The sequence below is a fragment of the Pseudomonas sp. GR 6-02 genome (genome assembly GCF_001655615.1).
Classification (GTDB): Bacteria; Pseudomonadota; Gammaproteobacteria; order Pseudomonadales; family Pseudomonadaceae; genus Aquipseudomonas.
Genome location: NZ_CP011567.1, coordinates 359489 through 372421, shown reverse-complemented (window position 1 = coordinate 372421; position 12933 = coordinate 359489). Strand labels below are relative to the sequence as shown.

Genomic DNA, 12933 nt, shown 5'->3' with positions numbered 1-12933 from the left:
CTCGCGCCCACAAGATTGTCATCGACCTTGTGGGAGCGAGGCTTGCCCGCGATAGAGGCGACTCGATATTGGATCAGCGTGCAGTCAGCTCAATGACGCAGCACGAACCATTGAGGGCGACGTCCTGCAGACCGACGTTACCGTCCAGTTGCAGGCAATCATGGCGACCGAGTTGCGATGCTTTGTTACCGACCTTCACTTCCAGCGCTTCACTGACACTGAACACCAGCAGAGTCCCGGCTTCACTAAAAAACCGCTGCTTGCCTTCCAGCCACTGCAACCGCGCACTGTAACGATCCGGTGCATAAATCAGGTTGAAGTCGCGAATCGGCCCACCGAGCAATGCGCAGGACACGTGACTCTCGCCATTGAAAGCAAACGGGTCGAGCGGTAACAACGCCCGCGTGTCCTGGCCATCGACGCGCAAGGTCATGCCCTCGCCTTGCAGTACGGTGATCACCCGCTCATAACCGGCAAAGGTGGAAAAACCGCCCGACTCGCCGATGTCGGCAATCGACAGGCGCCAACCAAAACCATCAAGACCCATCCCCGTATCACGGGTGATTTCTTCAGTGCTGCCGCCGCCGTTCTTCCACGGCATGCGCGGGTAATCGGCCGCGCGTAAAACCTTCAACTGACTCATTTATGGCTCTTTTTATTTGTGGAACCGTCCTTCCAGACGATGACGGGAACCGGGGTGGATCAAGCGGGCGGCGGTCACCGGCTGACGGCCGGACCAGGTGCGGCGACGAATCAGCAGGCACGGTTCGCCCTTTTCAATCTGTAGCAGCTTGCATTCGGATGGCTCGGCAAGAATCGCTTCGACCACATGCTCGCCCTCGGTCAACGGCGCGACCTGATTCAGATAGGCGTAAGGCGTTTGCAGGGTGAAGTCTTGTTTGAGGTAGTCCGGCGCCACCAGCGCGTTGACGAAACGGTCTTCGATTTGCACCGGGATATCGTTTTCGAAATGCACGATCAGCGAGTGGAACACCTTCTGGCCTTCGCGCATGTCCAGGGCCAGGGCCCGCTCGGAACCGGCGGCCTCTTCTTCGAGGGTGATCACCTTGCACGTGTGACGATGACCACGGGAGGCGATCTCGTCGGCGATGTTATGCACTTCAAACAGCGCAGACTGACTTTTCGGCTCGGCGACGAACGTTCCGACGCCTTGCATACGCACCAACAGGCCGTCGGCAGTCATCTCGCGCAGGGCGCGGTTGATGGTCATGCGGCTGAAACCCAGCTGGTTGACCAGTTCGCTTTCCGACGGAACGCGGTAGTGCGGCGGCCAGTTTCCACTGTCGATTTGCTGGGTGATCATCTGTTTTACGCGGGCGTACAAGGGCGCCGGACTGTCGCCCATGTTCGCGGCCAACGGGGAGACTGGAGGCGGAGTCGGCACGGTTAATCCTTGTTCATTTGGTAGAGGTTGCTAGCTTGCCGGAGTTTACCGAGCAGGCAAACGTCTGTATATGTATATACAAATAACACACGATGGGGTGCTGAACCATGTCCGCCTTCTTTGCCGAACGCGCGCTGCTGCCTAGTGGATGGGCCAACAATGTACGTCTTGAAGTCAACGCCGATGGCGTGCTGACCCATATCCAGGCCGACTCCCACGCAGATGGCGCCGAACGGTTGAGCGGTCCGCTGCTGCCGGGAATGCCGAATTTACACTCCCACGCCTTCCAGCGGGCCATGGCCGGCCTGGCGGAAGTGGCGGGTAATCCGAATGACAGTTTTTGGACCTGGCGCGATCTGATGTATCGGCTCGTCGGAAAAATCAGCCCGGACCAACTCGGCGTTATCGCCCGTCAGCTGTACATCGAAATGCTCAAGGCCGGTTACACATCGGTCGCTGAATTTCATTACGTCCATCACGACAATAATGGCCAGCCGTATGCGGACCCGGCCGAACTGGCACTGCGCATCAGCCAGGCCGCCAGCTCTGCCGGTATCGGTTTGACCTTGCTGCCGGTGCTCTACAGCCATTCCGGTTTTGGCGGACAGACCCCGAACGAAGGCCAGCGCCGCTTTATCAACAGCACCGAAAACTACCTGAAGCTTCAGTCGCGTTTGCAGCCGATTCTGGCGCAGCAACCGGCGCAGTCGCTCGGCCTGTGTTTCCACTCGTTACGCGCGGTCACACCGCAGCAGATCAGCGAAGTGCTGACAGCCAGCGACAAGCAGTGCCCGGTGCACATTCACATCGCCGAGCAGCAGAAGGAAGTCGACGACTGCCTTGGCTGGAGCGGTCGCCGTCCACTGCAATGGCTGTACGAAAACACCGAAGTCGATCAACGCTGGTGCCTGGTCCACGCCACCCACGCCAACCCGGAAGAAGTCACGCTCATGGCCAAGAGCCGCGCCATCGCCGGCCTGTGCCTGACCACTGAAGCCAACCTCGGCGACGGGATTTTCCCGGCGGTGGACTTCCTGGCGCAGGGCGGGCGCATGGGTATCGGTTCCGACAGCCATGTATCGTTGAGCGTGGTGGAAGAATTGCGCTGGCTGGAATACGGCCAGCGTCTGCGCGATCAGCGGCGTAATCGGTTGTATGGCGCGAATCAGCCGATGGTCGGCCGCACGCTGTATGACGCCGCGCTAGATGGCGGCGCCCAGGCGTTGGGGCAGCCGATCGGCGCCCTGGAAGTCGGCAAGCGCGCGGATTGGTTGGTGCTGGACGGCAACGATCCGTACCTGGCGACGGCCAGTGGCGACGGGATTCTCAATCGTTGGCTATTTGCCGGTGGCGATCGCCAGGTGCGGGATGTGCTGGTCAATGGCCAGTGGGTCGTGCGCGATGGGCGGCATGCCGACGAAGAAGAGAGTAACCGGGCATTCACTCAAGTCCTGCGCGATCTCTTGGGCTGACGCAAAAAAAAACTGTGGGAGCGAGCCTGCTCGCTCCCACAGTTTTTGCTTTTCGGTGACCGTTAGTTCGAGGTCTTGGCCATCTTGGCATCCGACGTACGCCAGATCAGTCGCGTCGTGTCATAGCCCTGCTGACGCGCCCTGCTCAGCAGTTCTTCACGCACTACGCCATTGACCGTCGGGGTCCGTGACAGCAGCCAGAGATGATGGCGGCTCGGGTCGCCGACAATCGCGGTCTTGTAGTCATCACTGACGTACAACACCCAGTATTCTCCCTTCGACACACCGGGTATCAATCGCGAGAACCAGGTGTCGAATTCGACCCACAGCTTGTCGGCCTTGCCGACTTCCTGTGGATAAGCCCTGCCCTTGGCCTCTTCCCATTGCCATTGCGAAGTCAGGCAGCGGTTCAGCACCGCCATCTCACCGTCAGGCTTGAGGCTGTAATGGGCTTCGGATTGCGCACAGTTACGCTGGAAATACACCGGCAGACGCGCCAATTCGTACCAGGTTCCCTGGTAACGCTTGAGGTTGACACTATTGACGGTCTTGGGCGCCAACGGATCTACGCCAGAAGAGGCGCAGCCGGCCAATACCAGGCCGGCAAAAAGAACGATCAGGAACCGCTTCATTATTTTTTTCTCCCGTGGGCGAAAAGCCCCGGTTTACTTCAGGCCTTGGCCCGAAAACATCAGCACTTTGTCACCGGCATACTGCACGCTGATAAAGCTGTTTTTGTCGCCCCAGGTGCAGCTGGACATGCCGAGTGCGCCCGAGCAATCGGTGGGTTTGCCCAGCAAGGTTTCAACCTGAGCCTTGGGCATGCCGGTCGACAGCTTCGAATAATTTTCCTGATTGATCTTGCTGCACGCGGCCAACAGCACGCAGAACGAGAGCAAGGCGATAGAACGCAGCGACATGGTGTAACTCCTGGAGCGGAAGAGAGGTGGCATGTTGCCAACCAGAAGCTTAGAAGAGAAAACCCTAATCTGGTTCCCCGACCGTCCGCCTATTTATTAGGCCACTCGTCAGCCTTTTACCGATAAATCAGCCCCTTTCTCAGGTCATTGGGTATTTCGTCGGTTTTCGTCAATACCCGCCTAATCTTTGGCGCTGGCCAGTCGACATAAAAGCAGCGCCAAGCCCTCGACTGTGGCAAATTGACGCCCCTTTGCTGACCAGCCACTGCGCGGTAGATCATTTAATGACCAGAAACATGAAATTCAGCCACAAGATCTTGTTGGCAGCCGCTCTCGTGGTGGCCGTTGCATTCGCCTGTTTCATCCTGTTCAACGATTACCGCCAGCGTCAAACCCTGCGCAGCAGTACCGAGTCCTCGATGCAGGAACTCGGCAGCCTGACCACCAGCAACATCCAGACCTGGCTGGAAAGCCGCATCCAATTGCTGCAATCGCTGTCCCAGCAGATCGCCGTGGACGGCAGCGCCCCGGCCAATCTCAAACGCGCCATCGACCTGCCGGCCTATACCAGCAACTTCCAGCTGAGCTACTTCGGCGGCACCGATGGCGTGATGTTCTCGATCCCGGCCGGCAACCGCGCCGCGGACTACGACCCCCGCGCCCGTGGCTGGTACAAGGCAGCCAACAACGCGCAACAGACCATCGTCACCGAACCCTACATCGCGGCGTCGTCGGGCAAACTGGTGATCACCGTGGCCACGCCGGTGAAGTACCAGAGCCAGATGATTGGCGTCGCCGGCGCGGATATCGACCTGTCCAGCGTCAGCGCGATCATCAACTCGCTGAACTTCGGCGGTCATGGCCATGCGTTCATTGTCAGCGCCGACGGCAAGATTCTGATCCACCCGGACAGCAAACTGGTGCTCAAGAACCTGGCCGACGCCTACCCCAACGGCGCGCCGAAAGTCAGCCCGGGCCTGAAAGAAGTCGAACTGGACGGTAAAACCCAGTTCATCTCCTTCACCCACGTTAACGGTGTGCCGTCGGCGGACTGGTACGTGGCGCTGGTGCTGGATCAGGAAACCGCGTTCTCGATGCTCAGCGAATTCCGCACCTCGGCGATCATCGCCATGGTCATCGCCGTGGTGATCATCATCGCGCTGCTGAGCATGTTGATCCGCGTGCTGATGCAGCCGCTGCTGATCATGGGCCGCGCCATGCATGACATCGCCGAGGGCGAAGGCGACCTGACCAAACGCCTGACCATTCATGGCCAGGACGAATTCGGTGCTCTGGGCACCTCGTTCAACCGTTTCGTCGAGCGTATCCATACCTCGATCCGCGAAGTATCTTCGGCCACCGGCCAGGTCAACGAAGTTGCCCTGCGCGTAGTGGCGGCCTCGAACTCGTCAATGTTCAACTCCGATCAACAGGCCTCGCGCACCAGCAGCGTCGCGGCAGCGATCAACCAGCTCGGTGCCGCCGCCCAGGAAATCGCCCAGAACGCCGCCCTCGCCTCGCAACATTCGAGCGACGCACGCAGCCTGGCCGAAGAGGGTCAGCAGGTCGTGGATAAAACCATCGCCGCGATGCACCAGCTTTCGGCAAAAATCAGCGATTCGTGCGGCAACATCGAAACCCTGAACAGCAACACGGTGAACATCGGACAGATTCTGGAAGTGATCACCAGCATCTCGCAACAGACCAACCTGCTGGCCCTCAACGCGGCCATCGAAGCTGCCCGTGCCGGTGAAGCCGGCCGTGGTTTTGCCGTGGTGGCCGACGAAGTACGCAACCTCGCCCACCGCACTCAGGATTCGGCGCAGCAAGTGCAGAAGATGATCGAGGAGCTGCAAGTTGGCGCCCGGGAAGCGGTCAGCACCATGACCGACAGCCAGCGCCAGAGCGAAAGCAGCGTCGGCATCGCCAACCAGGCTGGCGAACGCCTGGGCAGCGTGACGCAGCGCATCGGTGAAATCGACGGGATGAACCAGTCGGTGGCTACCGCGACTGAAGAACAGACCGCCGTGGTGGAATCGATCAACGTCGACATCACCGAGATCAACACGCTGAACCAGGAAGGCGTGGAGAACTTGCAGTCGACTTTGCGTGCGTGTGCCGATCTTGAGCAGCAAGCGGCGCGGTTGAAGCAGTTGGTGGGTAGTTTCCGGATCTAAGGCGCTCTCACCGGCCTCATCGCGGGCTTGCCCGCGATGCCGGCATCAGCAACAACGAAAAGCTAGAAGCGCGATCCTGGCCCCGAAAGAAACTCCAGCTCCTCAGCCGTAGACTCACGCCCCAACACCGCATTGCGATGGGGAAACCGCCCAAATCGCGCAATGATCTTCTGATGCCGTTCGGCGTAATCCAGGTTGCTGGCAAACACCGCCCGATCCGCCTCGGGTTGCTGTTCAACCAGATCGAGAAACCGCGAAACCGCTTCGTTCTGCACCGCCAGGTTTTCGCAGTGTTCGAACACCAGATAGATAAAAACCCGCTGGATCGGTCGCAGTTGCCGATCGAAATCCGCGGCAATGCCTTGCGCCACCAGTGCCTGGGCCCTGACGTCGCCGGAAAAGGATTTGGGTGTGTCGCGAAAGATCATTCGCGGCAATTGATCGAGCAACAGCACCAGGGCCAGCCAACCTTCGGGGCGTTGCGCCCATTCGGTCAATCCGCCGGCCAGTGCCTGCTCGACCAGATCCCCGAAACGCATCCGCGCTTCGAGGTCCTGACTGTCACGCTTGCCGAACCATAACTTGCCCTTGTCAGCCGCTATTTCGTTGGGTGATTCGAAAGATCCAAACCACCATTCGAGTAACGGCTGCCAGGGCGCGGTCATGTTTTATTCCTTGTGGTAAGCCGTGACGCGGGCAACTTCTTCTTTCGAACCGAGGAACACCGCAACACGCTGGTGCAGGCCTTCCGGCTGGATGTCGAGGATGCGCTGGTGGCCGTCAGTGGATGCGCCACCCGCTTGCTCCACCAGGAACGACATCGGGTTGGCTTCGTACATCAGGCGCAGTTTGCCCGGCTTCGACGGCTCGCGGCTGTCGCGTGGGTACATGAACAGACCGCCGCGGGTCAGGATGCGGTGCACGTCGGCCACCATCGCGGCGACCCAACGCATGTTGTAGTTCTTCTTCAGCGGGCCTTCATCGCCAGCCAGCAATTCGTCGACGTAACGTTGTACCGGCGCTTCCCAGTGACGCTTGTTGGACGCGTTGATCGCGAATTCCTGCGTGGACTCCGGAATCGTGATGTCTTCATGGGTCAGTACGAAGCTGCCCATTTCACGATCCAGGGTGAAGCCTTTGACGCCATTGCCCAGGGTCAGCACCAGCATGGTCTGTGGACCGTAAATCGCGTAACCGGCGGCAACCTGCTGAGTGCCTGGCTGCAGGAAGGCCTTTTCGTTCAAAGGCTCGTTCTGGGTCAGGTATTCGTTCGGGCAACGCAGCACCGAGAAGATCGTACCGACCGGCGCGTTGATGTCGATGTTCGACGAACCGTCCAGCGGGTCGAACACCAGCAGGTACGCGCCTTTCGGGTATTTGCCCGGGATCTGGTAGGCATTGTCCATTTCTTCGGATGCCATGCCGGCCAGGTGACCGCCCCATTCGTTGGCTTCGAGCAGGATGTCGTTGGACATCACATCAAGCTTCTTCTGCACTTCACCTTGGACGTTTTCAGTGCCCATGCTGCCCAGGACACCACCCAGGGCGCCTTTGGAAACGGCGTGGCTGATTTCCTTACAGGCACGCGCCACCACTTCGATCAGGAAACGCAGATCGGCAGGAGTGTTGTTGCTGCGGGTCTGCTCAATCAAATAGCGACTCAGGGTAACGCGGGACATGGACGGCTCCGGAGGAATGGGGGGCTAAAAACCCGCGCAGTTTAACGCGAGTCGGGGCGCATTTCCTCCTATCAGACGTGATACACCCAATAGAGTTCATGCGCGGGGTTGAGCGTAGTTCGAAATGGGCCGCGATTGGGCGCCAGTTTCGATATTTTTGGTGGCAGGAAGGACGTCTTCGCGGGCAAGCCTCGCCCCTGCAGGAGCGGCTTGCCCGCGATCTGGCGCGCAGCGCCAGCCATCCTCAGGATTTAGCAGCAGGCTTGCGCAGCAAACTGAACGCCATCCCTCCCAGAAACAGCACACTGAGCAGCAACACCGCCCACAACCCGATCTTTTTCCAGTTCGTGCCCAACACCGTTGGCGCTGTCGCCACCGGGGTCACCACGGCCCCGCCGTCCACCGTCGCCTTGCCCAGCGTCGCCAGCTTCGCCGCGCTGTAATCGGGAATCAGCGTCGACAATGGCAAGCTTGCAGCCTTCACCGTCGCACTTCCCAGCGCCAGCGTATAAGGCCCGGCACCGCGCGCCAGGAACACCAATTGCGTGGAGCGCACGGCATACCGCACGGTGGGTGCTTCGGCACCCAGGCCACCGCCGCGTTCATCCACCGTCAGTTTCAATTGCTGCACGGTCTGGCCCGACAACTGCAATTCGTTCTGCACCACATCCTGGCCATTCTGGGTCAGGCGATAGAGCAAACCGTTGGTCAGCGGTTGCCACGGCAGGCTGGTCTCCCGGCGCCCCGACAACGTTACCGGTGCCAGGCTGTTGGGCTGATTCAGCTCGACCTGCAAGCGCTGGACGTTCAACCCCATCGGCAATTGCCAGATGTACTCACCGGCCTTCACGCTGCTGCCGGCCAAGGGTTGCGACCAGACCAACGGCAGCGGCAAGGTGCGAGGGTTGGTGCTTTCCAGCTGCGCCGAGGTCAGCACTGGCGCCGACTGAGGCGAATTCCAAAGCAAACGCAGATAGCGCGCCGATTGCCCCGGCAGGCCGACTTCATGTTGCTCGACCCGTTCGTCGGCAAACGTCAGACGCGCCACCTGCCCTTCACCCCACGACTGCCAATGCTGCAAATCGTTGCTGGCCTCGATGCTGAAACGCTGGAAGCCGTCGCGTTCACTGGTCCAGTCGAGGATTAATTGCTGCAACGGCGCCTTGATGCCGCTGGCATCGAGTAACCAGCCGCGCAGCTCTTCTTCGCCCGCCTCCAACTGGCTGGACGGCTGCACTTCGATCAACGTGCCGTTGGTGTTCGATTGCACCCGTACGCTCGGCGTGCGCTCGCTGGCATCCGCCGAGTTGTACAACGGGAACCACTTTACGTCGGTCAGCGTGCGGTTTTCGTGGGTCTGCGCAGGCTCTCGGGCCAAAGCGTACGCCTGAGGCTCACCGGCGGCGTTGAACACGCGCACATCGCTGAGATCGGTTTGCCGCGCGTTCAGTTGCACGCCCAAGGGCAATTCCAGGCGATACCACGGGCCCTCGCCGCTCACAGACAATGGCACCTGCGTGGCGAAGTCCGCAGGTTTTTCCTGCGCGCCAGCCGACAGTGTCACCCCCAGCACAACAGCAGCCCACCAGCCCAGGTTCAGCTTCTGACTCAAGATGACACTCCTTCGGTTTCAGGGGCCGGTTTTTCAGCACCCGGCACGGCTTCGGCACGCTTGGGTGGCAGCGGGGCGAAATAGCCCACCACCAACAGCAACACGCCAACGCCGATAAACGACACGATCCGCGCCAGCCCGCCGCGGTTACTCAATTCAACGAAGAACAGCTTGGCAACCACCAGCGCGATCAGCCCTGCGCCGATCAGCCAGACTTCACGGCGGTGACGCAGATGCCCACCGATCATCAGACTCAGGGCCATCAGGGTCCAAACGATGGACAGGCCGGCCTGCACCAGCATCGATTCAAGCAGCAGATCCAGCGCGAACGGCACGCCACCCCAGTGGTGGGCCGCGCGCATCACCAGCGCGGTAAAGAAGGCGAACAGTGAAACACCGGCAATCACCTGCGTGGCGTTATCGGTGTAATCCTTGCGGATCGCCAGTTGCGTGACTGCGTTGCGGGACCAGACATAAACGCCGAACAGGGCGAACAACAGGCCCAGCTCCAGCGGGTTGATCAGTGGCACATAGGGCAACGGCTCGGCGGTGCCGTCGCTGGCCATGTTCGCCAGCCAGAACCAGCCGAGCATCAACAACGCCAACGGCGCGGCGGCATAGACCCGGTACTCGCGGGGATAAGCCGACACTGGCCATGGCCACGCGCGCGGTGCGGCCATCAGCACCAGATACAGGCTCGGCAGAATCGCCCAGCCCAACCAGCGCCAGGCGTTGTACTGCTCCGACAACAGCAGCAAGCCATAACGCAGCTCCAGGGCCAACACGCCGATCAATAGCCAGCAACCGAGTACATGGGCGGTGCTCTGGGCTTTTTCGGGCAGCATCGACGCCAGACGCTGCAACGAGATGAAATGCACGACGAACACCGCGGCCCAAACCAGCCAGCCGAAGTTGGCGGCCGGGTGATAACGCGAATGCCAGGCCGCGAGCAACACCAGACCGGCGGCGGGAATCAGCAAGGTGCAGAGCAAACCCAGCGACGACCACTTCAGGCGCAGCGCCAGCACCGCCCACAGCGCCACACTCACCGCCGCGACCGCCAGCAGCAACGTCGCTTGCAGGTTCACAGGCGCAAAACGCAGCACTTCGCTGATCCACGCCAGTGCCCACCAACCCGTGCCCCACACCAGCAACACTTCGGACAAGCGCTGCAGGCTCAACACATCGAAAGCCGAAGCATGGTTGCCTAGCTGCAAACGCCAGGCCCCGACAAATGCCGCCAGTCCCAGCACCAGCGGTGTCCAGAACCCGCTATGCGCCAACGGTCGCAACCCTTCGCTGAGCAGCGGCCCGAGCAGGTCTGGCCCGGCGAACAGAAACGCTACGCCGCCGATCACCTGCAACAGCAGACCAAAGACAAAACTCACCCGCTGCTTCAGGTACAGACTCAGCCAGATGATGAACAAACCACTGGCCGCCCACACCGCACTCGCGGTTTGCCACGGCAACACGAACAGCACAGCCAGGTTGATCAGCACCAGACCGGCCAATAGCACCACCGACAAGCCACGCAACAAACGCACGTCACTGCGCACCATTTCGTCCCGGGCCGCCAACAACATGCCGGCGATCAGTGCCAGCCCGATCAAGGATGCGCTGAGCAAACCGCTCCAGCCGGCGCTGAATACCGCAGCCGAGTCTCCGCTCGCCCCTCGCAGCCGCACCAGGAACAACGCACCGCCGAGCAGTTGCACGGCGAACGCACTGAACAGGAACGCCCGCGATTGCAGGCGCAGGCCGACGAACAGCGTCGCCAACCCGGCCAGCGCCCAACTGATCGCCGTGCCGTGAGTGAAGAAAAACAGCGGCGCCAGCAGATAGAGGAACGTCAGGCCCAGGCAGGCCAGCACCGGCAACCCCTGGCGTTCCCACGGCAACGCCTGTTCAGGCAACGCTTTGCGTAATTGGTAGAAGCTGAACAGCAGCGCCACGCCGAGCATCAGCGCCCCCAGCGGCGCACCGTCGAGCAGGCTGCTCTCGCCGCTGCGCAATTCGCTGATAAAAGCCAACGCCGAGCCCAATTGCAGCAGCAAGGCAAAGGCCCGCGCCAGCGGCCGTCGTTGACGCAGGCCGAGCCAGAAAATCCCCGCGCCTTCCACCGCCCAGGCTGCGGCAGTCCAACGCGCATCAAGCCCCAGAGGGATCGCCAGACTGGCGAAGATCACCCCCAGCGCCAGACAGGTTTCGGCCAGCAACAGTGCCCGGCCCCCCATCAGCAACCGGGCCAGCCCCATGTAAATCATGCCCAGGGCCAAGGCGCTGAAGGCCGCGGCAAATTCAAAGTGCTCCACCAGTGCGAACTGCAGACCGAAGCCCACCAACGGTGGCGCGAACAGCATCATGCCGTCAACGTAATCGCCCTTGTGCGCCGACCAGCGCAGCAGCGCTTCACGGCTGTCGTCCTCGGGCGCGTCGCTCATTTCCAGCAACTTGCGCCGGGTGAACAACAAACCGATGGCCAGGTACATCAGGAAGAACAGAATCAGGAACGGCTCGGTACTCCACAGCAGCTCCGGTCTATAGGAGCGCAGGCCCCAGGCAAAGCCGATGCCGAAGGTGCCGACAAACCCGATCAGGTTGAGCAGCCGCCAGGCCTTGAACCACGCGATGGCGAGGATGCCAGCGTTGAGCAGGGCGAAATAGCTGAACAGCGCGACGTGATTGCCGGCGCCGGTGGAGGTCAGGATCGGCGCGGCGAAACCGCCCAACGCGGCAGCGGCGGCCAGGCCCAAAGCATTTTGGGTAATGGCGAGAATCGCCGAGAACACCGTCACCACCACCAACAGGCCCAATGCTGCCTTGGGATCAAGCAACGGATGCAGACGCATCGCGGCAAATACCGTCAGGTACAACACCGCGATCCCGGTGCCTTGCAGCATCAGCGCGTAGTTGCTGTTGCGCAGTCTCAGCCACCAGCCCAGGGCGAGCAGGCCCAAGGCCGCCGCCGCGACACCGGCGTAGCGCAACTCGATCGGCACCACCATGCCTTCGGTGGCATAACGCAACAGGAAAGCCAGGCCGAGGAACAACAGCACCACGCCGACCCGCAATACGGTATTGCCGCCGAACAGCCAATTGCGTGCGCCGCTGATGGCGCGCTCGATGAAGTTCGGGCCGCGCGGCTCGGCCGGTTGCTGCGGTTCGCGGGCGACCGGCTCGGGCTGCCAGACATCGGCGGGCAACGGACGACTGGTTTCGGCAGCGGCCGCGGTGATGGGTTCGAATTCGGGGGGTAGCTCCCAGACCAGCTCCGTGGGTGCGACAGGGGCTTGCTCAAGAATGATTTCAGGCGACTCAGCGGGTTCGCTAACAACCGGTTCGCCTGGTTCAGGTGCCTTGGCACCCGACACCTCCAGCAACGCCAGTCGCTGCTCGACCGCATTCAGCGCAACCTGAGCCTGATCGAGTAAACGTCGCTGCTCGGCCGTTTGAGTGCTCAAGCGGCCGATACGCATGGCCTGGCCGAGACCCAGCCCGAGCAAAGCGCCCAACAGCGCCTCGCTGAACGACTCGTCAAGAATCCAGCCCAGCAGCAGCCCAATCAGCATTAACATCCATTGCATGGTCGATATCCCTAAGCGGCCCCGTGGCGGGGCTGATCCGTGCGATACAGCCTCTGGCTCAGTCTAGTGAGCAGACACCCGGAG

The 12933-nt window shown here is 61.1% G+C and carries 10 protein-coding genes and 1 pseudogene; 3 read left to right on the top strand and 8 right to left on the bottom strand.

Features of this window, described 5'->3' with window-relative positions:
* Positions 1-73 precede the first annotated feature (73 nt).
* Positions 74-643, bottom strand: a complete 570-nt coding sequence (locus PGR6_RS01645; protein ID WP_064615896.1) for a HutD/Ves family protein — start codon at positions 641-643, stop codon at positions 74-76.
* Positions 644-655: 12 nt separating this feature from the next.
* A complete protein-coding gene (gene hutC / locus PGR6_RS01640; protein WP_161793960.1) occupies positions 656-1366 on the bottom strand; it encodes a histidine utilization repressor in 711 nt (236 codons plus the stop codon).
* 146 nt (positions 1367-1512) lie between these two features.
* On the opposite strand from hutC, the gene PGR6_RS01635 reads away from it, so the two are divergent.
* On the top strand, positions 1513-2877 hold the full coding sequence (locus PGR6_RS01635; protein ID WP_064615894.1) for a formimidoylglutamate deiminase: 1365 nt from the start codon (positions 1513-1515) through the stop codon (positions 2875-2877).
* 62 nt (positions 2878-2939) lie between these two features.
* Here the strand turns inward: PGR6_RS01635 and PGR6_RS01630 are convergent, their stop codons facing one another.
* On the bottom strand, positions 2940-3509 hold the full coding sequence (locus tag PGR6_RS01630) for a lipocalin family protein (protein WP_064615892.1): 570 nt from the start codon (positions 3507-3509) through the stop codon (positions 2940-2942).
* Positions 3510-3542: 33 nt separating this feature from the next.
* Positions 3543-3797, bottom strand: a complete 255-nt coding sequence (bamE, locus tag PGR6_RS01625) for an outer membrane protein assembly factor BamE domain-containing protein (RefSeq protein WP_018929189.1) — start codon at positions 3795-3797, stop codon at positions 3543-3545.
* 284 nt (positions 3798-4081) lie between these two features.
* Here bamE and PGR6_RS30615 point away from each other — a divergent pair.
* A pseudogene (locus PGR6_RS30615) lies at positions 4082-5116 on the top strand (HAMP domain-containing protein); the annotation flags it as partial.
* A 93-nt stretch (positions 5117-5209) separates the two neighbouring features.
* Positions 5210-5974, top strand: a complete 765-nt coding sequence (locus PGR6_RS30610; protein WP_370695245.1) for a methyl-accepting chemotaxis protein — start codon at positions 5210-5212, stop codon at positions 5972-5974.
* A gap of 62 nt (positions 5975-6036) precedes the next feature.
* Here PGR6_RS30610 and PGR6_RS01615 read toward each other — a convergent pair whose 3' ends face one another.
* From PGR6_RS01615 to PGR6_RS01600, 4 genes are all read right to left on the bottom strand, one after another.
* Entirely contained in the window at positions 6037-6639 is a 603-nt protein-coding gene (locus PGR6_RS01615) for a DUF924 family protein (protein ID WP_018929191.1), read from the bottom strand.
* A gap of 3 nt (positions 6640-6642) precedes the next feature.
* Positions 6643-7653 (bottom strand): class 1 fructose-bisphosphatase, encoded by a 1011-nt coding sequence (locus tag PGR6_RS01610; protein WP_007933966.1) that lies wholly within the window; start codon positions 7651-7653, stop codon positions 6643-6645.
* Positions 7654-7897: 244 nt separating this feature from the next.
* Positions 7898-9265 (bottom strand): DUF3999 domain-containing protein, encoded by a 1368-nt coding sequence (locus PGR6_RS01605; protein WP_064615890.1) that lies wholly within the window; start codon positions 9263-9265, stop codon positions 7898-7900.
* Positions 9262-12849, bottom strand: coding sequence for a DUF2339 domain-containing protein (locus PGR6_RS01600; protein WP_064615888.1), 3588 nt, complete (start codon positions 12847-12849; stop codon positions 9262-9264). Before PGR6_RS01600 ends, PGR6_RS01605 begins: the two co-directional genes overlap by 4 nt.
* Between the last annotated feature and the right edge of the window lie 84 nt (positions 12850-12933).

Coding starts and splice junctions, on each gene's coding strand:
- PGR6_RS01645 (WP_064615896.1), bottom strand. CDS start 643: ATGAGTCAGTTGAAGGTTTTACGCGCGGCCGATTACCCGCGCATGCCG.
- hutC (WP_161793960.1), bottom strand. CDS start 1,366: ATGGGCGACAGTCCGGCGCCCTTGTACGCCCGCGTAAAACAGATGATC.
- PGR6_RS01635 (WP_064615894.1), top strand. CDS start 1,513: ATGTCCGCCTTCTTTGCCGAACGCGCGCTGCTGCCTAGTGGATGGGCC.
- PGR6_RS01630 (WP_064615892.1), bottom strand. CDS start 3,509: ATGAAGCGGTTCCTGATCGTTCTTTTTGCCGGCCTGGTATTGGCCGGC.
- bamE (WP_018929189.1), bottom strand. CDS start 3,797: ATGTCGCTGCGTTCTATCGCCTTGCTCTCGTTCTGCGTGCTGTTGGCC.
- PGR6_RS30610 (WP_370695245.1), top strand. CDS start 5,210: ATGTTCAACTCCGATCAACAGGCCTCGCGCACCAGCAGCGTCGCGGCA.
- PGR6_RS01615 (WP_018929191.1), bottom strand. CDS start 6,639: ATGACCGCGCCCTGGCAGCCGTTACTCGAATGGTGGTTTGGATCTTTC.
- PGR6_RS01610 (WP_007933966.1), bottom strand. CDS start 7,653: ATGTCCCGCGTTACCCTGAGTCGCTATTTGATTGAGCAGACCCGCAGC.
- PGR6_RS01600 (WP_064615888.1), bottom strand. CDS start 12,849: ATGCAATGGATGTTAATGCTGATTGGGCTGCTGCTGGGCTGGATTCTT.